This window comes from Halomonas sp. LMYGS-3, from assembly GCF_059509875.1.
This window is the reverse complement of the sequence record NZ_JCAKFQ010000017.1, coordinates 17,329-43,379: the sequence shown is the minus strand read 5'-3', so window position 1 is coordinate 43,379 and position 26,051 is coordinate 17,329. Positions and strand designations below refer to the sequence as shown.

Annotated in this window: 27 protein-coding genes and 1 tRNA gene; 10 read left to right on the top strand and 18 right to left on the bottom strand. The window is 66.5% G+C overall.

The genetic code is table 11. The annotated features are described in order from the left end of the window. Positions 1–63 precede the first annotated feature (63 nt). The 7 genes from AC5W54_RS15320 to AC5W54_RS15290 all read right to left on the bottom strand — a co-directional run bounded on the left by AC5W54_RS15320 (position 64) and on the right by AC5W54_RS15290 (position 6,280). The gene (locus tag AC5W54_RS15320) at positions 64–966 is read right to left on the bottom strand and encodes a complex I NDUFA9 subunit family protein (RefSeq protein WP_495962953.1); all 903 of its coding nucleotides are present in this window, start codon (positions 964–966) and stop codon (positions 64–66) included. A 14-nt stretch (positions 967–980) separates the two neighbouring features. Next, positions 981–1,748 carry a class I SAM-dependent methyltransferase gene (locus tag AC5W54_RS15315; protein WP_495962952.1) on the bottom strand — a complete coding sequence of 256 codons (768 nt, stop codon included), beginning with the start codon at positions 1,746–1,748 and terminating at the stop codon, positions 981–983. Between the two features lie 54 nt (positions 1,749–1,802). After that, positions 1,803–2,645, bottom strand: a complete 843-nt coding sequence (locus tag AC5W54_RS15310) for a nitrilase-related carbon-nitrogen hydrolase (protein WP_495962951.1) — start codon at positions 2,643–2,645, stop codon at positions 1,803–1,805. A gap of 82 nt (positions 2,646–2,727) precedes the next feature. Then, entirely contained in the window at positions 2,728–3,609 is an 882-nt protein-coding gene (locus AC5W54_RS15305; protein WP_495962950.1) for a glycine betaine ABC transporter substrate-binding protein, read from the bottom strand. A 67-nt stretch (positions 3,610–3,676) separates the two neighbouring features. Then, positions 3,677–4,408: an ABC transporter permease gene (locus tag AC5W54_RS15300; protein ID WP_495962949.1), complete on the bottom strand. Its 732-nt coding sequence runs from the start codon at positions 4,406–4,408 to the stop codon at positions 3,677–3,679. A gap of 4 nt (positions 4,409–4,412) precedes the next feature. After that, positions 4,413–5,573: an ABC transporter ATP-binding protein gene (locus AC5W54_RS15295; protein WP_495962948.1), complete on the bottom strand. Its 1,161-nt coding sequence runs from the start codon at positions 5,571–5,573 to the stop codon at positions 4,413–4,415. A 41-nt stretch (positions 5,574–5,614) separates the two neighbouring features. Then, complete coding sequence (locus tag AC5W54_RS15290) at positions 5,615–6,280, bottom strand: ABC transporter permease (RefSeq protein WP_495962947.1); 666 nt, start codon at positions 6,278–6,280, stop codon at positions 5,615–5,617. A gap of 454 nt (positions 6,281–6,734) precedes the next feature. Here AC5W54_RS15290 and AC5W54_RS15285 point away from each other — a divergent pair, with 454 nt between their 5' ends. From AC5W54_RS15285 to AC5W54_RS15255, 7 genes are all read left to right on the top strand, one after another. Beyond that, entirely contained in the window at positions 6,735–7,199 is a 465-nt protein-coding gene (locus AC5W54_RS15285; protein ID WP_495962946.1) for an SUF system Fe-S cluster assembly regulator, read from the top strand. A 72-nt stretch (positions 7,200–7,271) separates the two neighbouring features. Next, the gene (gene sufB / locus AC5W54_RS15280) at positions 7,272–8,714 is read left to right on the top strand and encodes a Fe-S cluster assembly protein SufB (protein WP_495962945.1); all 1,443 of its coding nucleotides are present in this window, start codon (positions 7,272–7,274) and stop codon (positions 8,712–8,714) included. A 72-nt stretch (positions 8,715–8,786) separates the two neighbouring features. Continuing rightward, entirely contained in the window at positions 8,787–9,539 is a 753-nt protein-coding gene (gene sufC / locus AC5W54_RS15275; protein ID WP_495962944.1) for a Fe-S cluster assembly ATPase SufC, read from the top strand. Continuing rightward, positions 9,536–10,912, top strand: coding sequence for a Fe-S cluster assembly protein SufD (sufD, locus tag AC5W54_RS15270; RefSeq protein WP_495962943.1), 1,377 nt, complete (start codon positions 9,536–9,538; stop codon positions 10,910–10,912). The genes sufC and sufD overlap by 4 nt, the downstream gene beginning before the upstream one ends. A 15-nt stretch (positions 10,913–10,927) precedes the next feature. Further along, entirely contained in the window at positions 10,928–12,187 is a 1,260-nt protein-coding gene (locus AC5W54_RS15265; protein WP_495962942.1) for a SufS family cysteine desulfurase, read from the top strand. Between the two features lie 8 nt (positions 12,188–12,195). After that, a complete protein-coding gene (sufT, locus tag AC5W54_RS15260; RefSeq protein WP_495962941.1) occupies positions 12,196–12,768 on the top strand; it encodes a putative Fe-S cluster assembly protein SufT in 573 nt (190 codons plus the stop codon). Positions 12,769–12,800: 32 nt separating this feature from the next. Beyond that, on the top strand, positions 12,801–13,535 hold the full coding sequence (locus AC5W54_RS15255) for a SanA/YdcF family protein (protein WP_495962940.1): 735 nt from the start codon (positions 12,801–12,803) through the stop codon (positions 13,533–13,535). Here AC5W54_RS15255 and AC5W54_RS15250 read toward each other — a convergent pair. From AC5W54_RS15250 to AC5W54_RS15235, 4 genes are all read right to left on the bottom strand, one after another. Further along, positions 13,523–13,969, bottom strand: coding sequence for a hypothetical protein (locus tag AC5W54_RS15250; RefSeq protein ID WP_495962939.1), 447 nt, complete (start codon positions 13,967–13,969; stop codon positions 13,523–13,525). The genes AC5W54_RS15255 and AC5W54_RS15250 overlap by 13 nt on opposite strands. 110 nt (positions 13,970–14,079) lie before the next feature. Beyond that, on the bottom strand, positions 14,080–14,988 hold the full coding sequence (rimK, locus tag AC5W54_RS15245) for a 30S ribosomal protein S6--L-glutamate ligase (RefSeq protein WP_495962938.1): 909 nt from the start codon (positions 14,986–14,988) through the stop codon (positions 14,080–14,082). A 31-nt stretch (positions 14,989–15,019) separates the two neighbouring features. After that, positions 15,020–15,457 carry an ATP-dependent zinc protease family protein gene (locus AC5W54_RS15240; protein ID WP_495962937.1) on the bottom strand — a complete coding sequence of 146 codons (438 nt, stop codon included), beginning with the start codon at positions 15,455–15,457 and terminating at the stop codon, positions 15,020–15,022. A gap of 24 nt (positions 15,458–15,481) precedes the next feature. Further along, positions 15,482–16,507: a DUF3549 family protein gene (locus tag AC5W54_RS15235; protein ID WP_495962936.1), complete on the bottom strand. Its 1,026-nt coding sequence runs from the start codon at positions 16,505–16,507 to the stop codon at positions 15,482–15,484. A gap of 355 nt (positions 16,508–16,862) precedes the next feature. Here AC5W54_RS15235 and AC5W54_RS15230 point away from each other — a divergent pair, with 355 nt between their 5' ends. Then, a complete protein-coding gene (locus tag AC5W54_RS15230) occupies positions 16,863–17,195 on the top strand; it encodes a YqcC family protein (protein ID WP_495962935.1) in 333 nt (110 codons plus the stop codon). 20 nt (positions 17,196–17,215) lie between these two features. Continuing rightward, positions 17,216–17,716, top strand: coding sequence for a gamma-glutamylcyclotransferase family protein (locus AC5W54_RS15225; RefSeq protein WP_495962934.1), 501 nt, complete (start codon positions 17,216–17,218; stop codon positions 17,714–17,716). 118 nt (positions 17,717–17,834) lie between these two features. On the opposite strand, the gene AC5W54_RS15220 is transcribed toward AC5W54_RS15225, so the two are convergent. Next, positions 17,835–18,443: an OmpW/AlkL family protein gene (locus AC5W54_RS15220; RefSeq protein ID WP_495962933.1), complete on the bottom strand. Its 609-nt coding sequence runs from the start codon at positions 18,441–18,443 to the stop codon at positions 17,835–17,837. 300 nt (positions 18,444–18,743) lie between these two features. Between AC5W54_RS15220 and AC5W54_RS15215 the strand changes: the two genes are divergently transcribed. After that, on the top strand, positions 18,744–19,037 hold the full coding sequence (locus tag AC5W54_RS15215) for a hypothetical protein (protein ID WP_495962932.1): 294 nt from the start codon (positions 18,744–18,746) through the stop codon (positions 19,035–19,037). Between the two features lie 64 nt (positions 19,038–19,101). Here AC5W54_RS15215 and putP read toward each other — a convergent pair whose 3' ends face one another. The 6 genes from putP to AC5W54_RS15185 all read right to left on the bottom strand — a co-directional run bounded on the left by putP (position 19,102) and on the right by AC5W54_RS15185 (position 25,949). Next, positions 19,102–20,592 (bottom strand): sodium/proline symporter PutP, encoded by a 1,491-nt coding sequence (putP, locus tag AC5W54_RS15210; protein WP_495962931.1) that lies wholly within the window; start codon positions 20,590–20,592, stop codon positions 19,102–19,104. Between the two features lie 183 nt (positions 20,593–20,775). After that, positions 20,776–23,967, bottom strand: coding sequence for a bifunctional proline dehydrogenase/L-glutamate gamma-semialdehyde dehydrogenase PutA (putA, locus tag AC5W54_RS15205; RefSeq protein WP_495962930.1), 3,192 nt, complete (start codon positions 23,965–23,967; stop codon positions 20,776–20,778). Between the two features lie 188 nt (positions 23,968–24,155). Further along, the gene (locus tag AC5W54_RS15200) at positions 24,156–24,947 is read right to left on the bottom strand and encodes a helix-turn-helix domain-containing protein (RefSeq protein WP_495962929.1); all 792 of its coding nucleotides are present in this window, start codon (positions 24,945–24,947) and stop codon (positions 24,156–24,158) included. Positions 24,948–25,050: 103 nt separating this feature from the next. Beyond that, on the bottom strand, positions 25,051–25,425 hold the full coding sequence (locus AC5W54_RS15195; RefSeq protein ID WP_495962928.1) for a hypothetical protein: 375 nt from the start codon (positions 25,423–25,425) through the stop codon (positions 25,051–25,053). Between the two features lie 66 nt (positions 25,426–25,491). Beyond that, the gene (locus AC5W54_RS15190; protein WP_495963000.1) at positions 25,492–25,641 is read right to left on the bottom strand and encodes a 3-keto-5-aminohexanoate cleavage protein; all 150 of its coding nucleotides are present in this window, start codon (positions 25,639–25,641) and stop codon (positions 25,492–25,494) included. 234 nt (positions 25,642–25,875) lie between these two features. Next, positions 25,876–25,949 (bottom strand) — tRNA-Gly (locus tag AC5W54_RS15185). Between the last annotated feature and the right edge of the window lie 102 nt (positions 25,950–26,051).

Sequence of the window (26,051 nt, the reverse complement as noted above, 5' to 3'; positions counted from 1 at the left end):
GGCGAATTGCCTGGCTACAGCATAGACGGGGCAGGGTAGTCGGGGGAACGGGTGTCGTCGAACTCACTCGGTGGCCAGACACTCCGGCAGGCTGTCGCGCAGCGAACGGGGGACGATGCCCAGATCATTGAAGGTGCCGATGCCGTCGCCGACGAGGTTGTCCCGCTGCATGAGGATCACCTGGTCGCGGGTCAAGGGCGGGTCGGGCAGGACCGAGGCCAACGCCGCCAGCGTCCGCCAGGCGACAAAGGGCACCGGCAGCAGCGGCCGGTCGCGTTTCAGGTGGGCCAGCACCAGTTCGAGGATCTCGCGGTAGCGCATCACGTCCGGCCCGCCGAGCTCGAACAGGCGTCGCTCGGGGAGCGGTTCGCCGAGCAGCCGGATCAGGGCCCGGGCGACGTCCACCACATGCACCGGCTGCAGCCGGGTCTCGCCCCGGCCGAACAGCGGGATCAGCGGCAGGCGGGTGAGCCCGGCGAGGGTGGCGAGGAAGGCATCGCCCGGCCCGAACAGCACGCTGGGACGCACGATGATCGCCTTGGGCAGGGCATCGAGCACCGCGCTCTCGCCCCGGGCGCGGGCGCGCACGTAGGCCGAATTCGACGCGGTGGTGGCGCCGATGCCGGAGATCAGCACCAGGCGCTCGATATCGGCCCGTCGGGCCAGGCGCGCCAGCCGTGCCGCGCCCTCCACATGGATGGCCTCGAAGCTCGCCCGGCGGGACGGCACGTAGAGGCTCACGGCATTGACCACGGCGCTGGCCCCGGCGAGGGCGGCGGCGGTACTGCTTTCGTCGCGGATATCGGCGGTGGCGAGCTCGAGCCGGTCGCCCTCTTCCGCCCAGTCGGGCAGGGCAGGGCGGCGTGCGGCGATGCGTACGGCCTGGCCGGCATCCACCAGCTCGCGGACGATGGCGCGACCGAGGAAACCGGTGCCGCCGAAGACCGTGATCGGGCCCCGGGTCATGGCGCTGCCCCCCGTCAGCAGTATGCCTCGAGCCGCAGCCGCACGTAGTCGGCCGTCCAGTTGCCGTGGCTGTCGCACAGGCTGGGGGCCAGCCAGGCGAGGGCATCGTCCAGCACCGCCTCGCGGACGTCGTCGTCCAGGCCGTGCAGGAAGGGGTTGGCGAAGGTGGCCAGCCAGCCGGCCATGCCGGTGGGCAGCGGCGTGGGGCGCGGGATCAGCTCGATGGTCTCGACCGTGAAGCCGGCGGCCTCCAGGCAGGAGCGATACTCCTCGGTGGTGGGAAAGTACCAGGGAAAGCGGGCCTTGCCGCTGATGCCGCGGGTATGCAGCGCCGCGAGCAGGGCGGTGCAGATGGCGGCGACATTGCCGTGGCCGCCGAACTCGGCAACGAAGCGACCTCCCGGCTTCAGCGCCCGCCGGATTCCGGCAACCACTGCCTCGTGGTTGAGCATCCAGTGCAGGGCGGCGTTGCTGAAGACGGCGTCGAATTCGTGATCGAAGGGCAGGTGGTGGGCATCCACCTTTCGGGCATCCAGCCCCCGGGCCCGGGCGGCCTCTATCAGTTCGGGCGAGGCGTCCACACCGACCAGGGTGGCGCCGGAACGGGCCAGGACCTCGGTCAGGGCGCCGTCGCCGCAGCCCAGGTCGAGGATGCGCTGGCCGGGTCGTGGTGCCAGCTGTGCGGCCACGGCGCCACCCAGGGCCGGGACGAAGTCGGCGTGATGGGCAAAGTCAGTGGCGTTCCAGCGCTGACCGGGGGCGTTGTGCGGGATGTCGGTCATGGGCGGCTCCATGGCGGGGCGGGATGCGTGCCGTACTGACTTCAGGGTAACCCATTAGCGGTAGCCGGCCATCAACTCGCGGATCAGCGGCGTGTCCGCATCGCGGTGGGTGGGGAGTTCGAAGCGGGCACGGGCGATGGCGATGCGGCTGAGATCGGCGGTGATCAGCGTCTCGCTGTCGTCGGCCGCGGCGAGGGGCTCGCCACGCGGGCCGAGGATACGCGAGCCGCCCCAGAAGTGACTCTCGCCCTCGGGGCCGAAACGGTTGGCCATGATCACCGGAGTGCCGTAGGTCATGGCGTAGAAGCGTACGTTCAGGGCCCAGTTCTGCTCGTTGGAGAAGTCGTCGCTGACGATGCCCGAGGCCGAGTTGATCGGGGCACAAAGCACCGTGGGACGGGGCAGCAGGGCGGCGTGCACCAGCGCCGGGTTCCACAGATCGGCGCAGATCAGCTGGGTGGCCAACCAGCCGGGGCGTACCGGAGTATGGGTCAGCCGGCCGCCGTGGGTGAACCACTTGCCCTCCTCGAGCCCGCCATAGGTGGGCAGGTTGAGCTTGCGGTGCACCGCGACGATCTCGCCATCCTGCAGGATGGCCAGCGCGTTGTAGTATTCCCCGGGGCTCGACTCCTCGACGAAGCCGAGCACCGTCTGCATCTCGCCGCCGGCCAGCGCCAGTCGCCGGAGTCGCGGATCCTCCAGCGGCATGGCGACCTGCATCACCCGCCGGCCGAGGCCGTACCCCGTGAGCGAGAGCTCGGGGAACACCAGCAGCTCGACGCCCTGATCGTGGGCCTGGGCCATGAACTCGAGATGGCGCTCGAGGTTGTCATCCACCTCGCCGAGGCGGGCGTTGAGCTGGGCAGCGCCAACGCGCAGCCGGTCCTGATAGTGCATTCGCGCCTCCCGTTACGGCAGAAGGCCGCCGAATGGGCGGCCTTCCGTTGAGGGTTCCAGTATGCCAGCGGCGGCAACTGCCTCAAAGCAGGCCATGCTCCTGCAGGAAGTTCTCGGCGACCCGCTCGATGGTCTCGCGGTCGACGTCGACCCGGGCGTTGAGGGTGGCCATGGTATCGTCGTCGAGCAGCTCGGAGAGGGCATTCATCTGCTCTTCCAGCTCGGGGAACTGCTCGAGGGTATCCTGACGCACCACCGGGGTCAGGGCGTAGGCCGGGAAGAACTCTCGGTCGTCTTCCAGCACGTGGAAGTCGAAGGCCGGGATGCGGCCGTCGGTGGCGAACACCAGGCCGACGTCGACCTGGCCGTCGCGCAGTGCCTGATACACCAGGCCGGTATCCATGCGGCTGACATCACGGCGGCCGACCTGGAACTCATAGGCCTCCTGCAGCGGGCGCCAGCCGTCGTCTCGCGCGTAGAACTCGGCGTTCAGGCCGATGCTGAGCTCGACGCCGTCATTGATGGCCTGGGCGAGCTCGGAGAGCGACAGGATACCGCGCTCCTCGGCGTCGTCGGCGCGCATGGCCAGGGCATAGGTATTGTTGGCCGCGGAGGGGGCCAGCCACACCAGGCCCTTCTCGGCGTCGAGCTCCTTGACGCGCTGGTAGGTCTCGTCGGGGGCGAGGCGCTCGCTGACACCGTTGTAGGTGATCAACGAAGTCCCGGTGTACTCCCAGTAGAGGTCGATCTGGCCATTCTCCTGGGCCTGGCGCAGCACCGCCGAGCCCATACCGGCGCGGCTATCCACGTCATAGCCGAGCCCCTCCAGGTACTGGCTGGTCATGGCGGAGAGGATCTGCTGCTCGGTGAAGTTCTTGCCGCCCACCACGACGTCGGCGGCGTGGGCGGTGGTCATGGCGCCGGCCAGGGCCAGGCCGGAGAGGGTGATCATCAGGCGTTTCATGGGTCGTTCCTCTTGTTGCGTCGTGGCTATCGTGGTTGGTCGTGTTGCGATGCGGGACGTGAGTGGCTCAGGCCCGCGACGGGTTGACCCCGCGCGGCACCACGATGAAGGCGATGAAGGCGATCAGGGCATCGACGACGATCGCCAGCAGCGCCGTGGGAATGGCTCCGGCCAGCATCATCACCGGGTCATAGAGGTCGATGCCGGTGAAGATCAGCTCGCCCAGGCCGCCGGCGCCGATCAGGAAGGCCAACGGCACGGTGCCGACGTTGATGGTCAGCGCGGTGCGCATGCCGGCGAAGATCACGTAGAGCGCATTGGGCAGTTCGACCTTGAGCAGGCGCTGGGTGGGCGACATGCCGATGCCGGCGGCGGCCTCCATCAGCGCCGGCGAGACCCCCTTGAGCCCGGCGTAGGTGTTGCGGGCGATGGGCAGCAGGGTGGCGACGAACAGGCCGAACACCGCCGGCACCGTGCCGATGCCGAGAAAGCTCATGGAGAGCGCCAGCACCGCCAGGGTCGGGATGGTGGTCCCGACGTTGAGCACCTGCATCAGCGACTCCGCCCAGCGCGCCATGCTCGGCCGCGACAGCACGATGCCCAGGGGGATGGCGGTCAGTATCGCCAGGCTGCCGGAGACCGCGGTGAGCCAGAGGTGCTCTCCCGCCAGGTATTGCACGTCGGGGACGTAGAACAGGAAGTCGTCGATGACCCCGCTCGCGTGGCTCCAGACCCCGGCGAAGAAGATCGCCACCAGCAGCAGTGCGCGCAGGGCCCCTTTCATGGTCTGAACGGGCATTGGCTCACTCCTCGAGGGCGGCGCCGGGGGTTCGGCTTTCGCCCCTATGGGGGCGGAAGCGTGCGCCCAGATGGCGGGTCATGGCTCGCTGGGTGATCTGGCCGCAGACCCGGCCGTCGTCGTCGACGCAGGGCAGCCAGGTGGTGTCGTAGGCGAACATCAGCGAGGCGGCCTTGCGCAGGTCATCGTCCAGGCCGATCACCGCGGGGACACCCTGGAAGTGGTCGCGACAGTAGCCCTTGGTGGTGCGGGCCACCGAGCGGTTGACGATGCCGGCGGGCTGGCCACGGTCGTTCACCATCAGGATCGAGGTCTGGTAACCGAAGTCGTCGATCCTCGCGAGGGCCGTCTCCAGGGTGTCGGCCGGTGTCACCGTGCCGATGTCGTCGGTGACGATCTCGCGTACCTTGACCAGGTTGAGGCGCTTCAGCGCCCGGTCCTCGCCGAGGAACGACTCGACGAAGGCATTCTTCGGCGCGGCAAGCAGGTCGTCGGGGGTGGAACACTGCACCAGCTTGCCTTCGCGGAACACGGCCACGCGATCGCCCATCTTGATCGCCTCGTCGATGTCATGGCTGACGAACATGATGGTCTTGTTGAGTTCCTGCTGCATCTTGAGGAACTCGTCCTGGATCACTGCCCGGTTGATCGGATCGATGGCACCGAAGGGCTCGTCCATCAACATCACCGGCGGGTCGGCTGCGAGCGCTCGGGCCACGCCGATGCGCTGCTGCTGGCCCCCGGAGAGCTCGCTGGGGTAGCGCTTGAGGAAGGCATCCGGCTCCAGTGCGATCATCGCCATCAGCTCCCGGGCCCGCTCCCGGTACTTCGCCTTGTCCCAGCCCAGCAGCCGGGGCACGATCGTGATGTTCTCCTCGATGGTCATGTTGGGGAACAGGCCGATCTGCTGGATCACGTAGCCGATGTTGCGGCGCAGTGTCTGGGTATCCATGGCGGTGGTGTCCTCGCCGTCGATGAATACCTTGCCCGAGGTGGGGCGAAAGATGCGGTTGATCATCTTCAGCGTGGTGGTCTTGCCGCAGCCGGAGGGGCCGAGCAGGATGCAGATCTCGCCGGCGGGCACTTCCATGCTGATGTGGTCGGCGGCGACCACGGCACCCTTGGGCGTGTCGAAGACCTTGGTCAGGTTATCGAGTCGTATCATCCAGGTTTCCTTCTCATGGTCTCGGTCGTCCGGGCTCTGGGTCAGGTCGCGGTGGCGTCGCGCTCCATGCCCTTGGGTGTCAGGGTCTTCTGCACGGCCAGCAGGCCGTAGTCGACGATGATCGCCAGCAGGCTCACGGTCACGGCGCCGACGATCAGTTGGCGCGGATCGGACTGGGAGATGCCGCGGCTGATGAAGGTGCCGAGCCCCCCGGCACCGATATAGGCGGCGATCGCCATCACCCCGATGTTGAGCACCACGGCGGTGCGTACCCCGGCCATGATCACCGGCACGGCCAGCGGGATCTCCACCAGGCGCAGTCGCTGGTTGGGGCTCATGCCGATGCCGCGGGCCGCCTCGCGCAGGGCCGGGTTGACGTTGTTGATGGCGGTGTAGGTGTTGCGGATGATCGGCAGCTGCGAATAGAGCAGCACCGCGATCACCGCCGGCACATAGCCGATACCGTGGCCGATCAGTGACAGGACCGGAATCATGATGCCGAACAGCGCGATCGACGGGATGGTGACGATGATCGAGGCCAGGTAGAGCACCGCCCGGGCCAGGCGTTCGTTACGGGTGATGGCGATGCCGATGGGCACTCCCGTGAGGGTGGCGATGCCCACCGCCACGCCCACCAGCGCGATATGCTCGACGGTGCGCATGGCCAGCAGGTCGAGGTTGTCCAGTGCGTACTGAATCAGTTCCAAATCGGGTCTCCTCTCGGCTTGGCCCGCGGAAGCCGGGTTCCGCGAGATGCACGGGGTCATGGCGAGGCCCTTTGTCATGGAGTCTAGCCATCACACCATCGGCCGCGGCGGCAACGTGTCCACGGTGGGGCAGCGGAAGGTGGCGGGGGCGACGACCTGCCCCGCTCGGATGACACAAGCTTAGCAGAGCCCTGTATCTATTTGTTTTGGCAATGGATGACGATGTGCAATGAGTAGAATTGATGGTCCTGATCCATGGCGGAGGGGAGCAGCGATCGTGGCAGCGAATGAGAATGATTGCTGTTTTTGATGAGAACGGCGCTGATCGTGCCGGCATCCTGCCGTTTGTGCATGGGAAGTGGCAGAAGGGGTTCACATCGAAATCATACAGGACTAAAATGGTCCCCAATCGATCGCGGGGCCGTCTCGGGCCCGCACCCCTGAGGAGTCAGGCATGCTCAAGCTTTCACGGCTGACCGACTATGCCGCGGTGGTGATGGCGCAGATCGCGCGCCACCCCGAGCAGCCGCATGCGGCGGCGGAGCTCGCCGAGGCGGTGCAGCTGCCGCACCCCACGGTCTCGAAGACCCTGAAGATGCTGGTCAAGGCGGGGTTGCTCGAGTCGCACCGCGGCGCCCAGGGAGGCTACTCCCTGGCGCGGCCGGCCTCACGGATCACCGCCATCGACATCATCACCGCCATCGAGGGGCCGGTGGCGATGACCGAGTGCAGCCACGCCGAGGGCGACTGCGAGCTGGTTGCCACCTGCGGCGTGGCCGACAACTGGCAGCGTGTCTCGCTGGGGGTGCGCACCCTGCTCGACAGCGTGACCCTGGCCCATCTGGCCGATACCACGCCGATCAAGCTGCCGGTGCAGCTACCCATACAGAGCGTGAGCCTGGCCGCCGACACGGCCTGAGCCCACCGAACCGGATTCATTACCCGAGGCGAGCACGGCTCGCCGACCCAACCGCCCGGGAGGGGAAGCATCATGGCAAGTCAGGAAATGGAACAGCTCGTCCGTCGCGACTACAAGGAAGGGTTCGTGACCGACATCGAGAGCGACACGGTACCGCCCGGTCTCGACGAGAGCACCATCGCCTTCATCTCGAACAAGAAGGGCGAGCCGGAGTGGATGCTCGAGTGGCGCCTCAAGGCCTACCATCAGTGGCTGAAGATGACGCCGCCCTCCTGGGCGCACCTCGACTATCCGGCCATCGACTACCAGGCGATCTCCTACTACAGCGCGCCGAAGCGCCCGGAAGACCGTCCCCAGAGCCTCGACGAGGTCGACCCCAAGCTGCTCGAGACCTACGAGAAGCTGGGCATTCCGCTGCATGAGCGCGCGGCACTCGCCGGCGTGGCGGTGGACGCGGTGTTCGACTCCGTCTCGGTGGCCACCACCTTCAAGGAGAAGCTGCACGAGGCGGGGGTGATCTTCTGCTCGATCTCCGAGGCGATCCGCGAGTACCCGGAGCTGGTCAAGCAGTACCTGGGCACGGTGGTGCCCCAGGGCGACAACTACTTCGCGGCGCTCAACTCGGCGGTGTTCACCGACGGCTCCTTCGTGTTCGTGCCCGAGGGCGTGACCTGCCCGATGGAGCTCTCGACCTACTTCCGCATCAACGCCGCCAACACCGGCCAGTTCGAGCGCACCCTGATCATCTGCGAGAGCCGCGCCCAGGTGTCGTACCTGGAGGGCTGCACCGCGCCGATGCGCGACGAGAACCAGCTCCACGCCGCGGTGGTCGAGCTGGTGGCCCTGGAGGATGCCTACATCAAGTACTCCACGGTGCAGAACTGGTACCCCGGTGATGAGGACGGCAAGGGCGGCATCTACAACTTCGTCACCAAGCGTGGCGATTGCCGCGGCGATCGTTCGCGGATCAGCTGGACCCAGGTCGAGACCGGCTCCGCCATCACCTGGAAGTACCCCTCCTGCGTGCTGCGCGGCCGCGACAGCATCGGCGAGTTCTACTCCGTGGCGGTGACCAACGGTCGCCAGCAGGCCGATACCGGCACCAAGATGATCCATATCGGCGAGGGGACCCGTTCCTACATCGTCTCCAAGGGCATCTCGGCCGGGCGTGCCAACCAGTCCTATCGCGGCCTGGTCAAGGTGGGGCCACGGGCGAAGAACGCGCGCAACTTCACCCAGTGCGACTCGTTGCTGATCGGCGACCAGTGCGGTGCGCACACCTTCCCCTACCAGGAGATCGGCAACAGCACCGCTACCGTCGAGCACGAGGCGACCACCTCGAAGATCGGCGAGGACCAGCTGTTCTACTGCCAGAGCCGCGGCATCTCCGAGGAGGATGCGGTCAGCATGATCGTCAACGGCTTCTGCAAGGACGTCTTTCAGGAGCTGCCGATGGAGTTCGCGGTGGAAGCCGAGGCGCTCCTGAACGTCACCCTGGAAGGCGCCGTCGGCTGATCGCCGGCCGTCGAATCGATGAACTTTCCGACGCCGCCGGGGGCGGCGCGAACCGAATCAAAGGTATTCAAGATGCTCGAAGTCAAGGATCTGCACGTCACGGTCGAGGGTTCCGAAATCCTCAAGGGCCTCAACCTGACCGTCAACGCCGGGGAAGTCCACGCCATCATGGGCCCCAACGGGGCCGGCAAGTCGACCCTGTCCGCGGTGATCGCCGGCAAGGACGGCTACGAGGTGACCGCCGGCTCGATCACCTTCGAGGGCCGGGACGTGCTGGAGATGGAGATCGAGGAGCGCGCCCAGGCCGGGCTGCTGCTGGGCTTCCAGTACCCGGTGGAGATCCCCGGGGTCAAGAACATCTACCTGCTCAAGGCGGCGCTCAACGCCCAGCGCGAGGCGCGCGGTGAGAGCGAGATCCCGGCCCCGGAGTTCATGAAGCTGGTCAAGGAAAAGCTGGGCTTCATGAAGATGGACGCCAGCTTCCTGCAGCGCGCCGTCAACGAGGGCTTCTCCGGCGGCGAGAAGAAGCGCAACGAGATCCTGCAGATGCTGGTGCTGCAGCCGAAGCTCGCCATGCTCGACGAGATCGACTCCGGTCTCGACATCGACGCCATGCGCGTGGTCGCCGAGGGGATCAACTCCCTGCGTGCCGAGGATCGCGGCATCCTGCTGGTGACCCACTACCAGCGCCTGCTCGATTTCGTGGTGCCGGACCGGGTCCACGTGCTGGTCGACGGCCGTATCGTCAAGAGCGGCGACGCCGCGCTGGCCCACGAACTCGAGGCTCGGGGGTATGACTGGGTCGCGGAGGAGTCTGCCGCATGAATGATGTGCAAAGCGATGTTCAGCGCTTCCTCGACCGCCTGGCCGAACGCTCGGCCACCCGTGGGCAGGAGCCGACCTGGATCGCCGCCCGGCGCCAGGCCGGGGCTGCGCGCTTCGAGGCCATGGGCTTTCCCCATCGCCGCGTCGAGGCGTGGAAGTATACCGACGTGCGCGCCATCGCCCGGGGCGACTTCGCCCTGGCCACCGACGGCGAGTTCTCGCCGGCCTCGGCGGCGGCGCTGACGCTGCCCATCGAGGCGCACCGCCTGACCTTCGTCGACGGCGTCTTCTCGGCGGCGCTGTCGCAGCTCGATGAGCTGCCGGCCGGCGTGCAGCTGCTGCCGCTGTCCCGGGCCCTGGAGGAGAACCATGAGGCGGTGGGCGGCCCGTTGGGGCGCCTGACCGGCGTGGAGTTCTCCCCCTTCGCGGCACTCAACACCGCCTTCATGGAGGAGGGTGCCGTGCTGCGCCTGGCGCCGGGCACGGTGGTCGAGAAGCCGATCATCCTGCAGTTCCTCTCCCGCGCCAATGCGGCGCCGGTGATGTGCCATCCCCGGGTGCTGATCGAGGCCGGCGGGCGCAGCCAGGCGACAGTGATCGAACACCACGTCGGCGAGGACGAGATGGGCGACGAGAAGGCGACCGGCAACTTCACCAACCTGGTGGAGGAGATCCTGCTGGATCGCGGTGCCATCCTGACCCACTACAAGCTGCAGGAGGCGCCGCTGATCGACCTGCACGTCGCCAGCATCCACGTGGAGCAGGGCCGCGACAGCCGCTACACCTCGTTCAATCTCAACCTGGGCGGCGGCCTGGTGCGCACCGATCTGGTGACAGACCTCAACGGCGAGGGGGCGGAGGCCCACTACAACGGCCTGTTCTACGGCCAGGGGCGACAGCATGTGGACAACCACACCCTGGTCAACCACAACGCGCCGCACACCTTCTCCAACGAGAACTACAAGGGCATCCTCGACGATCGTGCCCATGGCGTGTTCAACGGCAAGGTGATCGTCAAGCGCGACAGCCAGAAGATCGAGGCGTACCAGAACAACGCCAACCTGCTGCTCTCCGACCGCGCCGAGATCGACACCAAGCCCGAACTCGAGATCTACGCCGACGACGTCAAGTGCTCCCACGGCGCGACCACCGGCCAGCTCGACGAGGAGGCGATCTACGCCCTGCGCACCCGCGGCATCGACGAGCAGACCGCCCGCGGCCTGCTGACCCTGGCCTTCGCCGGCGAGGTGATGGAGCAGGTGGATCTCGATGCCGTGTCCGAACGGGTCGAGCTGGCCGTGGCCGGCAGGTTGCCGGAGCGCTTCAACCTGGCCGGCCTGGTGGAAGCCGCCGTGGCACTCGGCGAAGAATGAGGGGAGGAATCCGTCATGACTGACCTGGCCACCAGCACCGCACTCGATGCACCGGCCCTCGACGTGGCCGCGGTACGCGCGGACTTCCCGATCCTGGCGCGCCAGGTTCACGGCAGGCCGCTGGTCTATCTCGACAATGCCGCCACCAGCCAGACCCCGCGGCAGGTGATCGAGGTGTTCGACGACTACTACGGTCGCTACAACGCCAATATCCACCGCGGGCTGCACACCCTGGCCGACGAGGCCACCGCCGCCTTCGAGGGCACCCGCGAGACGGTGCGGGCTTTTCTCAACGCCGCCGAGAGCCGCGAGATCGTCTTCACCCGCGGCACCACCGAGGCGATCAACCTGGTGGCCAATGCCTGGGGACGTGCCAACCTGGCGCCGGGCGACGAGGTGCTGGTGTCGCTGCTCGAGCACCACTCCAATATCGTGCCGTGGCAGCTGCTGGCCAGCCAGCTCGGCATCGTGGTCAAGGTGATCCCGGTGGACGCACGCGGGGTGCTCGATCTCGACGCCTACCGCGGGCTGTTCACCGAGCGCACCCGGCTGGTGGCGGTGAACCACGTCTCCAACGCCTTCGGCACCGTCAACCCGGTGCGCGAGATGGCCGAGATCGCCCATGCACATGGCGCGCGGATCCTGGTCGACGGCGCCCAGGCGGCGCCCCACCAGACGATCGACGTGCGCGACATCGATGCCGACTTCTATGCCTTCTCGGGCCACAAGGTCTACGGGCCCACCGGGGCGGGCGTGCTCTACGGCAAGGCCGAGCTGCTCGAGGCGATGCCGCCCTGGCAGGGGGGCGGCGAGATGATCCGGAGCGTCTCCTTCGAGATGCCCACCACCTTCGCCGCCATTCCCCACAAGTTCGAGGCGGGCACCCCGGCCATCGCCGAGGTGATCGCCCTGGGGGTGGCACTGAAGTGGGTCGACGCCGTGGGGCTCGACGCCATCGGTGCCTGGGAGCAGCGGCTGCTGACCCACGCCACCGAGCGCGTCTTGCGCATCGACGGCCTGCGCATCCTCGGCACCGCGCCGGGCAAGGCCGGGGTGCTGTCGTTCGTGGTCGACGGGGCCCATTCCCAGGACATCGGCCTATTGATCGACCAGCTCGGCGTGGCGATCCGTACCGGCCACCACTGTGCCCAGCCGTTGCTGACGCACTTCGGCGTCGACGCCACCTGCCGGGCCTCGTTCGCCGCCTACAACACCCTGGAAGAGGTCGATGTCTTCGCCGAGGCGCTCGAACGCGTCATCGGCATGGTCCGCTGAGGAGCCCCATGAGCAATATCGAGCAGATTGCTACCCTCGAGAAGGGCCAGACGCTGCCGCTGCAGCGCGACGTGGAGGCGATCTCCATCCCCTTCGGCAAGACCGTGACACTGGCCGAGGACAGTCTCGTCAGCGTGATGCAGGCCAAGGGCAGCTCGGTCAGTGTCGGTTTCGAGGGGCGGCTCTACCTGATCGAGGGAGCCAACCTGGATGCCCTGGGGCTCGAGGCCCTCCCCCGGCCGACCCTGTCCGAGGAGGCCAGCGAAGACGAGATCGAGCAGTTCGTCTGGGATCAGCTGCGCACCTGCTTCGACCCGGAGATCCCGGTCAACATCGTCGACCTGGGGCTGGTCTATGGCTGTCGCATCGAGCGGCTGATCAGCGGCGAGCGCCTCGTCACCATTCGCATGACCCTGACCGCACCGGGCTGCGGCATGGGCGATGTCATCGCCGCCGACGCCCGCAACAAGATTCTTGGTGCCCCGCAGATCAGCAAGGTCCACACAGAGATCGTCTTCGATCCCCCCTGGAGCCGTGAGATGATGAGCGACGAGGCGAAACTCGAGTTGGGGATGTTCTGACGCCTCTCGGCTTCTTCCCGTCGGGGGGATGGATGCACGCGCTGCTGTGGAAGTTCGTCAAGGTGTTGCTGATGTCGCTGGGAGCGCTGCTGCTACTGGCGAGCCTGCTGTTCGTGGGGGGCAACCTCTGGGTGCTCGGCAAGACCCAGGCGCGCATCGTGCACGAGTTGCCGCTGTGTGGGGCCGAGCGGGTCGGCATCGTCTTCGGCACCTCCCACTGGACCCGTAGCGGGGTGCGTAACCCGCACTTCGATGCCCGCATGAGCGCCTCGGCGCGGCTGGTCCGCCTCGGCCGGGTCGACCACCTGCTGCTCTCCGGCGACAACCGCACCCGCTTCTACAACGAGCCCGTGACCATGTGGCGCGACCTGCGCGGTCGCCATGTCCGCGACGAGAACATGACCCTCGACTATGCGGGCTTCAGTACCTTCGACACCCTGGCCCGGGCGCGTGACGTGTTCGGCGTGGAGAGCGCCTTGCTGATCACTCAGTCGTGGCACCTGCCGCGGGCGCTGTACATCGCCGACACCCTGGGGCTGGAGGTGACCGGGTGCGCGGTGCCGTCACGTCCGGTGGGTGGCGTGTGGCGTCTGCAGGCACGGGAGTGGATCGCGCGGGTGGCGACCCTGGGAGACCTGTACGTCTGGGGGCGCGAGCCCTATTTTCTCGGCCCGCTGGAGCCGCTGGAGATCGCTCCCCGTACCTGGGAGGCGTGGGTGCTGGACGAGAGGGAGGGGCCCGCCAACGAGGACAGTCAGCGGCGCTGACGCTGCTTCTGCAGGGCGTAGAGCTCGCGGATCAATGCCCGGCAGCCCTTCCAGCACTCCTCGATCACCGGCTCGATGGGCTCGGGCAGGGGGTGGGTGAAGAGGGTGGAGAGCGCCTGCATCAGCACCCGCTCCTGTTCGAGCAGCTCGCCGATCAGCACCTGACTGTCGTTGCCGACGAAGCTCTTCAGCCGACTCCACAGCCACATGTAGTCGTCACGCTCGACATCGGCATCCCGGGGCAGCAGGGAGAGGTGCCTGCGGGCCAGCTCCTGCAACTCGCGCATCGACTTCGTCCTGGCCTCGTAGTGGGGCTTGAGGGCATCGCGCAGGGACGGGCGCAGGCGTTCCAGATTGTCCTGAAAGTAGTCGATGCTGTCGGCCAGCGCCTCGAGGACGCTGTCCATCGCCACTTGGCGATTGTCGAGAAACATGAGCGGTCACCTCCTCCGGTGACAGCGATTGTGGCGGGGGAAACACTGTTTTGCTACCCCCGGGAGTGAATAATTTCCCCTTTTTACAAGTTCCGGCGCTTTTCTCGCAATTAACCCTTGGGTTTAGGGGGCACCTTGCGTGGCAGGCTCGCATTCTTCTCGATGTGCTCGATGATCAGGCCGGCGATGTCCTTGCCGGTGGTGCTCTCGATGCCCTGCAGGCCCGGCGAGGAGTTCACCTCCATGATCACCGGCCCGTGGTTGGAACGCAGCAGGTCGACGCCCGCTACCCGCAGCCCCATGGCCTTGGCGGCACGGATCGCCGTGGAGCGCTCTTCCGGGGTGATGCGGATCGCGCTCGCGGTGCCGCCGCGATGCAGGTTGGAACGGAACTCGCCATCGGCCGCCTGGCGCTTCATCGACGCCACTACCTTGTCGCCGATCACTAAGCAGCGGATATCGGCCCCCTTGGCTTCCTTGATGTACTCCTGGACCATGATGTTGGCCTTCATGCCCATGAAGGCCTGGACCACGCTCTCGGCCGCCTGGTTGGTCTCGGCCAGCACCACGCCGATGCCCTGGGTGCCCTCGAGCAGCTTGATCACCAGTGGAGCTCCCTTGACCATGGTGATCAGGTCGGGGATGTCGTCCGGCGAATGGGCGAAGCCGGTGATCGGCAGGCCCAGCCCCTTGCGCGAGAGCAACTGCAGCGAACGCAGCTTGTCGCGGGAGCGGGTGATGGACACCGAGTCGTTGAGCACATAGGTGCCCATCATCTCGAACTGACGCAGCACCGCGCAGCCGTAGAAGGTCACCGAGGAGCCGATGCGCGGGATCACCGCATCGAACGGCTCGATCTCCTGGCCCTTGTAGTGGATCGAGGGGCGGTGCGAGGCGATGTTCATGTAGCAGCGCAGGGTGTCTACCACGCGGGCGGTATGGCCCCGTTGCTCGGCCGCTTCCACCAGTCGGCGGGTGGAGTAGAGGTTGCGATTGCGTGACAGCAGCGCGATATGCATGCAGGACTCCGGGTCGATTGCCGGGTGGGAATCAGGGTTCGCCGTGCAGGAAGGCGGCACCGGGAGCCACCAGCAGGCGGCGCAAGGCGCGGCGTCCCAGCAGCATGGGGTGGCGCATGTTGCGGCGGTCGGCGAGGCTGAGTTCCACCGCGAACTCGAGCTCGCCCAGGCGCATCGGGGTTCGGATCACGTAGCGCCATTCGGCCTGGCCGTTGGAGCTGGTCACCCGGCGTCGGTCGTGGAGGTGCAGGCGATGCACGTGGGCCGGAGTCCCGGGGCCGCCGCCACGGGTGGTGAAACTGACCCAGAGGTGGCCGTCCTCTTCGAAGGATTCGATGTCCTCGGCATGCAGCGACGAGGTGCGGGCACCGGTGTCGGCCTTGGCACACAGGGTCAGGTGCAATTCCGGCAGGGTGACCATCTCGCGACGACCGATCACCGCCTTGGGCGTGTAGGGTAGTTCTTTCATCGTCTCGCTCCCAGGTCTCTGCGCTCAGCGTGTCAGGCCGGCCAGTCGGCGACCGATGGCGCTCTGTGCGTCGGCCTCGCGCAGCGTCATCAGCACCGGCAGGCGCAGCCGCGGCACCAGCGCCAGGTCGCGCACCAGGGCGGTGAAGTCGATCTCCGGCTGCTCCGCCAGGCGCGTGAGGAAGCGCGGCAGCCGCTCGCCGTCTTCCAGGTGCATCCAGCCGCGACCGGCGATCGCCGCCAGCAGATCGGGGCCGCAGGCGCCGGGATCGTCGAGCAGGGCATCGAACCAGGGGCCGGCAATCTCCGTCGAGGCGCCGCCCATGGCGCGTGCGCAGGCACAGAAGCCTTCGATGTCGCCAGCACCTGCGGCGGCCTCACCTCGGTGGCGAAGTGCCTCGGCGAGAGCGTCGTCGAGGGTCACATGTTCGAGACAGTAGCACAGCGAGGTGAGCACTTCGTCGGGTAGCTCGGGGAGGCGGAGGGCGAGGGCGCGGCTCGCCTCGTCGTCCATGCGCACGACGAAGTCGGCCAGGCCCTGCAGCCCCAGGAACTGCCAGTCGACCCGCTGCTGGCCACTCAGGAAGGCCTCCACCGGCGCCAGGTGCTGGCTGGCCGGCAGGCCCAGGTCAAGGCTGGCCCGGGCGTGCAGTACGGCCTGGAAGGGCAGGGCGGGAGTGAAGGCAAGCGGATTGTCCTGCATCAGGTTGTCCACCGCGGCACCCTCCTCGCGGCCCACGGCCGAGACGCTGCGGCCCAGGGTCTCGAGCAGGCGCTGGACGAAGGCGTCCCGTGGTGCCGGCACCAGTCTGCCCTGTTCGTCGAGGGGCAGGGCCAGGAACCAGATCAGCGGGTCACGGACGTCGCCCAGGCGAAACACCAGCCCGAGGCGTGCCTCGCCCCGCCAGGGGGCCGGCCAGGCGAGCTCACCGGCCTCGAAGGCGGCCAGCGTCGCCAGCGGACAGGGCTCGACGCGCCGCCCCAGGTGGTAGAGGTGCACCTCGGCGCCGCTGCGGACGAAGAAATCGTGAAGGCTGTGAATCGGTTGCATGCTCCCTCCTCTCGGACCGTGCACTCTACATCGGCGCCTGCTTCCTGTCAGCCCGCAGCGAGACGGGAATCGAGGGCCCTTGGTCAATTCCTGACCAGCGATGGCGAAGGCCCGGATTACCGGGGCGTGACACACCTTTCCAACGATTATCCACAGGGACGTTCAGGGATTCTGTGCATGAACCTCCTGCCCCTGTGGGCAATGTCAGGCATCACCAGGGGCCATTGGCCGTTGCCCGGGATTTCCTGCGCAAGGTCCTGGCCGGTCAACCGCTCGCCGGGACGCTCTGAACCCGGTTGGCTCTCACCGGATCGACGCGGGATAATGAGGGAAACGACAGACTGGAGGCATACCCATGACCGTTCACGAGGAACTCGATCAGGCGCTGCGCGAACTCGAGGCCACCATGAAGGCCTCCAACCTGTGGAACATGGAGTGCCCGACCCCCGAGGCCTTCGAGAGCGAGCAGCCCTTCTGCGTCGACACCATGGCGCTGCCCCAGTGGCTGCGCTTCGTGTTCATCGTTCGCCTGGAGGCTCTGGTGGAGGAGTCGGCGCCGCTGCCGGCGAAATGCGAGGTGGCGCCGGCGGTGGATGCCTACCTGGTGCAGCAGGGGGCCCGGACCAGCGAGCGGCTGCTGATGCGCAAGGTGGTCGAGGAGATCGACCGTCTCGTCACCGATAATTAGCCGCCCGGAGCCGACCCACCATGCCCTACTACTTCGCCTACGGCAGCAACATGAACCCGGCGCGGGTCGTGGCGCGTATCGGCACCACCCGTCGTGTCCTCGCCGGGGTCCTGCACGATCACGCGCTGCGTTTCGACAAGGCCTCCCGGATCGCCGGCATCGCCCATGCCAACGTGGCACCCGTGCCGGGTGAGCGGGTCGAGGGGGCACTGTTCGAGCTCGAGCGCCCCGAGCAGATCCGGCTGATGGATCCCTTCGAGGGCTATCCCCGCGAGTACGATCGTCATCGCCTGCCAGTGGTCACCCGTGAGGGGGCCATCGAGGCCTGGGTCTATATCGCCGCTCCGGGCACTACCGCGAGGTCCCTCAAGCCGGCTCGTGAATACCTCGCGCACCTGCTGGCGGGCGAGCCCTTCCTGACCCCCGATTACCATCGACGCCTGGCGGCGGTGGAGGCCGTGGCCGACCTCGACGACCACGCTCTGGGGCAGTTGGGGCTGTCGCGCCATACGCCCCGCTGAGGTCGCTCCGCCACGCGGAAGCGCGACGTTCCTGGCGAGCAGTGGAAATGTCGCCGGCATATGCAACGACGCCGGGCACGGGGCCCGGCGTCGAGATGGTGCAGCGGGGGGGCCGCGATCAGAAGCGGAAGGTCACGCCGCCGCCGATGGTCATCGGGTCCACCTTGGCGGTGCCGACACGCTCGCCGTCCACCGACAGACGGGAGTCGACGTCGGCGTAGTTGGCGAAGCCGTTGAGCATGAAGTTCTCGGTGACGGCGAGGTCGATACCGACCTGGCCCACCGCGCCGTAGCTGCGGCGGGCATCGATGCCCTCCGGCTCGCCGGAGAAGCGGGTGTAGTTGAGGCCGGCGCCGACGTAGGGCTGGACGCGGGAGTCGAGGCCGCCCAGCGGGTAGTAGTTGACCAGCAGGTTGACCGGCATGCGGTCGACGGAGCCGGCATCGGCACCGCCAGCACTCAGGTCGTGTTCCACCTTCTCGGAGCCGTTGAGCTCGATGCCGATGTTGTCGTGGAACAGGTAGCCGGCACCATAGGTGAAGCCGCGCTCACCGCTGCTGATGTCGAGCTCGGCAGGACCGATATTGCCGTTGTCGGAGCGGGTGTCGGACTTGCCGATGCCGCCGCGGACGAAGATATCGCCGGCGCTGTAGGCCAGGGCAGCCTGGCTGGCGAAGGCGCAGCCGGCGGCGATGGCGACGGCAGAGATCAATTTGGTCTTGCTCATGAGGGGATTCCTCCATTTTCTCGAGCCAGAAACATCTCACCGGTCAGTCCGGCGGGCATTGGACGCTCCCATTATAAGAAACAGTGTTTCTAAAAGTCTTGTAAAAAATTGTTATGGCCGTGGTGCTCCTGATATAGCGGCTGTATCACCGATGTCCTCGCTCAGGGCGGCGGCGACAGGATAACGGGGTGTTGCAAAGTTTGTACAAATATTATCGCACTGCAGCAGGTACGACTCGCCAGTTCGGCCGGAATCGTCTTGACTAGGAGGGGAGGGCTTGGCGAGCCGGGAGGGGCGAGCATGCGCATCGCGATATCACCGCAAGGGAACGGCTGGACCCTGGGGGCGCTACTGCTGGCGGCGGCGCTGGCCGTCTGGCTGCTGCTGCAGCCGTCGTTGATCCAGGGGCTGGCGTGGCCACTGCGACTGCCGGCGGTCCTGCTGGGGGCCTGGGCGCTGGGGGCGGGGTTCATCGGGCCGCTGGAACCGCCGTCGCGCCGGCGCTGGCTGCGGCGCGCCGTCTCGCCGCCCTGGAACCTGGCGGCGCTGGGGAGCTTCGCCCTGCTGCTGGCGGTGCGATCCCTGACCGCCTGAGGGGCCCGATAACGCATGAGGCCGCCCGGTGGGCGGCCTCGTTCTAACCGGTTTGTGCGCTCATTCAGCGATGGATTTGCTGATATTCACCGGCATCTGCGGTAACACTGCTCACCACCAGGATGGCAATGAAGGAAGCGATGAAGCCAGGAATGATCTCGTACACACCGGGACCCCCCATGAACTCTCCGTTCCAGCCCAGTGAAATCCAGATCATCACGGTGACGGCACCCACAACCATGCCCGCGATTGCGCCAGCACCGTTCGTGCGCGACCACATCAGCGACAGGATGATTAGCGGGCCGAATGCCGCACCAAAGCCTGCCCAGGCGTTACTGACCAGCCCCAGGACCTGAGAATCCGGATCAGACGCGATGACGGCTGCAACCAAACCCACCAGGACGACACTGATCCGGCCTACGCCGACGGTCTCCTTCTCCGTAGCCTCTTTACGCAGGAACAGGCGATAGAAGTCCTCCGTCAGTGATGAAGACGACACCAGAAGCTGGCTGGAAATGGTGCTCATGATCGCAGCAAGCAGGGCAGCATAGAGGAAGCCGGTGATCAGCGGATGGAACAGCAGATCCGCCAGGATGATAAAGATCGTTTCCGGATCCTGGACATCCATACCATTGCGGATCGCATAGGCCCGGCCGAACACACCCAGAGAGATCGCACCGATCAGGGAGATGAGCATCCAGCTCATACCGATGTTACGGGCCACAGGGACATCCTTCAGCGTCCGGATAGCCATGAAGCGCACGATGATGTGCGGCTGCCCGAAATAACCCAGCCCCCAGGTCACCGCAGACAGCCAGCCGATAAAGGTCAGTCCCTCCGTCCACGATAGTAGCGTGGGATCGACTTCATTCAGGGTCTGTGATGCCTGGGCGAAACCGCCACCACCTTCGCCAAAGAGCACAACCGCCGGCATGATCACCAGGGCCAGCATCATGATGCAGCCTTGCACGAAGTCCGTCATGCTCACGGCCAGGAAGCCGCCGACAACCGTATAGGCAAGTACCACGCCGAGTGTGATGACGATGCCCGCAGCGTAGTCGCTCAGGCCACCAATGTTGATAACTCCGGAAAACGCGCTTTCGAACAACTTGCCGCCTGCCACCAGGCCTGACGCCGTGTAAACCGCGAAAAAGACGACTATGACGATAGCGGATACCGTTCTCAGTGACATGGCCCGAGTCGGGAACCGGTTTGCCAGGAATTCTGGAATGGTTATCGCATTACCATAGTGTACCGTCTGTTCGCGAAGGCGTGGTGCGACCAGAGTCCAGTTGAAGAACGCACCCACGAGCAGACCGATACCGATCCAGGCCTGACCCAAGCCAGATGCAAACAGTGCCCCAGGCAAACCCAGCAGCAACCAGCCGCTCATGTCCGAAGCACCGGCCGACAGGGCCGCCACTTGCGGGCTGAGGGCTCGGCCACCCAGCATGTAATCTTCAGACGTAGACGTAGATTTGCGCATGGCATAAAAGCCGATGGCGATCATGAGCGCAAAGTAAGCAAAAAGACTGATCCAAACACCAATAGCCATAAAAACTTCTCCAGATTATTAGGCCGGACGTAGCTCCGACAGGTTGTTGGCACGCATGGAGTCCAGAACGCCGATGGCGAGCATCACGATCAGGTAGAGCGCGAACGTGAAGCCGATGGTGGCGTTGTTATCAACCATGGGGGAGGTTCCTTCAGCCTTGTTGTCGTTGATGACGAGTGGGGGTCACTCGTCTCCCAGCGCGAGCAGTGAGGCGTTGCCGCCCAGGGCGGCGGTGTTGACGGTCACCGTCTTCTCCGTGGCGAAGCGCAGCAGGTAGTGCGGTCCGCCCGCCTTGGGGCCGGTGCCGGAGAGGCCCTGGCCACCGAACGGCTGCACGCCGACGACGGCACCGATGATATTGCGATTGACGTAGACGTTTCCTACGCGAATCTTTTGCGCAATCATCTCGGCAAAGGATTCATTGCGGCTGTGCACGCCGAAGGTTAGACCATAGCCCCGATCGTTGATCGATGCGATCACCTTGTCGATCTCGCTGGCCCTGTAGCGGACGATGTGCAGCACGGGGCCGAACTGCTCCCGTTCGAGGGCGGCGATACCGTCGATACGGAATGCCGTGGGCGCGATGAAGGTGCCGTGGGCGGTGTGGGCCGGATCGAGCCGGGTCTCGGCCACCAGGCGGCCTTCGCCCTTGAGCGTCTCGATATGCGTCATGAGGCCCTTGCGTGCGTCCTCGTCGATCACCGGGCCGACGTCGGTGCCCAGGTCGCGGGGATCACCCACGTGCAGCTCGGCCATGGCGCCGTCGAGGATCTCGATCACGCGGTCGGCCACGTCCTCCTGCAGGTAGAGCACGCGCAGTGCCGAGCAGCGCTGGCCGGCGCTCTGGAAGGCCGACTGGATCACATCGGCCACCACCTGTTCCGGCAGGGCGGTGGAGTCGACGATCATGGCGTTCATGCCGCCTGTCTCGGCGATCAGGGTCGGTAGTGGGGCGTTTTCCCTCGCCGCCAGGGCCCGGTTGATGATCTGGGCGGTGTCGGTGCCGCCGGTGAACACCACGCCGGTGATGCGCGGATCACTGGTCAGCACGCTGCCCACGGTGGGGCCGTCGCCGGGCAGCAACTGGACCACGTCGCGTGGCATGCCGGCCTCGTGGAGCAGTTCGATCACGCGGTGGGCGACGATGGAGGTCTGCTCGGCGGGCTTGGCCAGCACGGTGTTGCCTGCCACCGCGGCGGCCACCACCTGGCCGCAGAAGATCGCCACCGGGAAATTCCACGGGCTGATGGCGGCGAACACCCCCTTGCCCGAGAGCATCAGCTCGTTGGATTCGCCGGTGGGGCCGGGCAGCACGGTCGGTTCGGCGAATTGTTGCTCGGCGCGCATGGCGTAGTAGTGACAGAAGTCCACGGCCTCGCGGATCTCGTCGACGCCATCGGTCAGCAGCTTGCCGCCTTCGCGAGAGCAGAGCGTCATCAGCTCGGCGAGATGCTCTTCCATCAGGTCGGCGAAGCGGCGAATGACGGCGGCACGCTCGGCGACCGGCGTGTCGTTCCAGCGCGGGAATGCGGCCCAGGCGGCCTCCAGGGCGCTGGCGGCCTGATCCCGGGTGGTCCACTGCACGCTGCCGACGCGTTGGCGGCGGTCGTAGGGGCTGGTGATCTCGTGGGTGTTCGCCGGGTCGGGGGCGACCTCGAAGGCGAGCAGCGGGCCAGCCTGGTAGGTCTTGTCCATGAAGCCCGCCATGGCGTCCATCAACGGCTGGTACTGGCTGCGGATGTTCAGGTTCACTCCTCGTGAGTTGCGGCGCTTGTCGCCATAGATCTCGGCCGGCAGCGGGATGCGCGGGTTGGCCAGGCGGGCGTACTGCTTCAGGGTCTCCACCGGGTGCTCGCACAGCGATTCGACCGGCACCTTGGGGTCCACCAGCTGGTGCACGAACGACGAGTTGGCGCCGTTCTCCAGCAGGCGACGCACCAGGTAGGGGAGCAGGTCCTTGTGAGCCCCGACCGGGGCATAGATGCGGCAGTAGGTGCCCGAAGGGGCGCGCTTCAGGGCGGCGTCGTAGAGCGCCTCGCCCATGCCGTGAAGGCGCTGGAACTCGAAGGCGCGGGAGGCCTCGTTGGCCTGCTCGAGGATGGCGCTGATGGTGTGGGCATTGTGGGTGGCGAACTGCGGGAAGATCCGGCCACGGGTCGCGTCGGAGAGCAGGAAGCGGGCGCAGACCAGGTAGGCCACGTCGGTGCTCGCCTTGCGCGTGAAGACCGGGTAGCCCGCGACGCCGAGCTGCTGCGACTCCTTGATCTCGCTGTCCCAGTAAGCGCCCTTGACCAGGCGCAGCGGAATCTCGTCGCCCTGGCGGTCGGCCAGGCGATTGAGGTAGTGCAGCACCGGCAAGGCGCGCTTGGAGTAGGCCTGCACCACCAGACCGAAGTGGCCCCAGCCGCGGCAGGTGTCGCTCTCGTAGATGGCGCGGAACACCTCCAGGGAGAGCTCCAGCCGGTCGACCTCCTCGGCGTCGACGGTCAGCGCCACGTCACGCTGCCGGGCCATGGCCGCCAGGCGGCGGACGCTGTCGACCAGCTCGCGCAGTACCTGGTCGCGGCGGCCGAACTCGTAGCGCGGGTGCAGGGCGGAGAGCTTGATGGAGACCGACGGGGCCGGCGTCTTGTCACCCAGCGTCTGGCGGGGCCCGCCGACCCGCTCGATGGCGTGGGCGTAATCGTCGAAGTAGCGCTGGGCGTCGGTCCGGGTGCGGGCGGCTTCGCCGAGCATGTCGTAGGAGTAGGTGTAGCCCTTGTCGAACAGTGGCTTGGAGCGCTTGAGCGCCTCATCGATGTCGCGACCGAGCACGAACTGCTTGCCCATCACCTTCATCGCCTCGACCATGGCGCGGCGGATCACCGGTTCGCCCATGCGGTTGACCAGCTTGTTGATGAAGCCGCTGGGCTTGCCGTCGCGAGGCTTGTCCAGGGTCACCACGCGGCCGGTCATCAGCAGGCCCCAGGTGGAGGCATTGACCAGCCAGGAGTCGCTCTGGCCGAGGTGCGCCTTCCAGTCGGCCGGCCCCAGCTTGTCCTCGATCAAGGCATCGGCGGTGGCCTTGTCGGGAATGCGCAACATCGCCTCGGCGAGGCACATCAGCATCAGTCCCTCGTGGGTATCGAGACTGTACTGCTGCAGCAGCTCGTCGATGGTGTCGACGGCGGTCTCCATCTCGCGCACCTCGCGCACCAGCTCGGCGGTCTTGCCGGCGATGCGGCGGAAGTCGTCGGGGGTGGCGCTGAGGGTATCGATCAGTTCTGCGACAAAGGCCTCTTCGTCGACCACGTAGTGGTCGCTGATGCGGGCGAAGAGGGTGTCGAGGTCCTGCTGCCAGGTAGTGGGATCCAGCATGTTGTTGGAATCGAGCATTATAAAAAGGTCCCCTGGTGGAGTCGTCAGACGAGATGAGCCGGATTACCGGCAGGCGCGCCCGCTCCGTGGACACGGCTTTACCCTGACTGTAGGAGGCGACGAGGGCGGCCGCTTGTCGATTCCACGGGGATTCTTGTCGATTCTGCGGTTATCGGGATGCGCGCGGCAGAAAGTGCGACCTTGGTCTAGTGCTCGGTGAGCGCCATGGCCCGGGACGACCCTCTCCGTCGCAGTTTGCTGGGCGACTGGCCGAAGGCTTCGCGACAGGCGTTGGAGAGCGCGCTCTGGTTGGCGAAACCAGTGAGGGCGGCGACCTCGGAGAGCGGCAGTTGGCTGTCGGTCAGTAGGCGCCGTGCCGACTCGAGGCGCTTGCGCCGCACGTACTGCCAGGGGCTGAGCCCGGTCTGCTGGCGGAAGCAGTGGCGGAAGTGGGCTTCGCTCAGGCAGGCCTCGGCCGCCAGGTCCCCGACGCTCAGCCGGCTCGCCAGGTGGTGCTCGATGAAACGGTCGAGCCGCCGCAGGTCCAGCCGGCGACGCTCGGGCCCGGCATCGCCGGCCAGGCGGGCGTGCAGGCAGCCAAGCAGGGTGGCGGCCAGGCGATCGCCCTGGGTGGCGGTCGCCGAGGCCGGCGAAGCGGCCAGTTCGTGGAGCAGGAAGTCGAGATAACGCCTGAGCGGGTCATCCAGGGTGAAGAAGCGCGGGGCATCGAAGAGTCGCGCCAGCTCGTGGTGGAAGCCGGTCAGCGAGGGTGCCTGGGTGGACAAGTCGAGGATCAACTGGTGGTTGTCGCCGGTACCGGCGTAGTAGTGCACATGGTTGGCCGGCACGATGCAGCCCGACAGCGCCGTGATCGAACCGCCCAACCCCTCGATCTCGAATTCCGCCTGGCCACGCAACCCGATCACGATCTGGTGAAAGTCGTGGTCGTGGTGCTGTGTGGCGGTATCGAGGGGAATCTGGCGGATGGCGCTGGGCATGGCGGTTCCCGTCCCGGACGGTGTCGGCATGAGCCTGCATTCTAGCCCAACAGGGGGCGAGAGCCTATCGGGCTGGAGCGGGGGCGCGGACAGGCTGCAGTGGTCATTTCCCGTTACGCCGTCGCTCCTGCAGCTCGGCATGAGCGGCCAGGTGCTTGCGCAGCGCGGCGAGTTCCTCGCGCCCGGCGCTGTCGAGCAGCGGGCGGCCCCGCGCCTTGCGCCAGTGGCGGCCGTGCTCGTCCATCAGCCGCCGGGCCCGCCGGCGCACACCGTCCAGGTAGTCGTCATGGCGAATCGGATAATCGATGATGGCGTTCCATTCGCTCTCGTCGACCCGGTCCTCCAGCGCCTTGTCGAACAGCTCGAGCAGCTGGCGGGGTTCGGTGCGATAGCGGGGCGTGCCCGCGAACAGCAGGATGGCGATCATGCCGCCGAAGACCAGCAGGCAGACGCCGAAGACGAGCAGAAACAGGGCCATGGTGTGACTCTTTGCCGGGCGGCCACGCAGTCCCGGGCAGCCGCATTGTCGGGGCCTGAGCGTGATTCAGGGCATGTCGAGCTGGAGGATCTCGCGGGCCTGTCGCCAGGTGGCCACGGGACGCCCGTGATGATCGCACATCTCGGCCACGCGCTCGACCAGGGCCGCATTGGAAGGGGCCAGGGTGTCCTTGTCCAGACGCACATTGTCCTCCAGCCCGCTCTTTGCTGTTCTCAGTATGGTGCGACTGACGTCAGGCGCGAGTATGAAGGGATGTGCCGGTCGGCCGGCACGCTCCGTGAGGGGGGTATGCGCGTGAAGGTAGGGGATTATACCTTTTTTTCACATCGACATGCACGACCCCATCGGTCATGAGGTATGCCGAAAAGTCATCATAAATCAGATAGTTGGGGTAATGAAGGCAAGCCGTGGAGTGATCGGAAGGGGCGCTGGAGCGGGTGAAGGGAATCGAACCCTCGTCTTAAGCTTGGGAAGCTTCTGCTCTACCATTGAGCTACACCCGCAAGGCGGATTCGATAGTAAATCCAATGGGTTAGCCATTGCAAGCGGTCTCGTGTCTTTTCCTCGGCGTGGCGGCTAAGTCCTTGTTTTATGGGTTGGTTGGC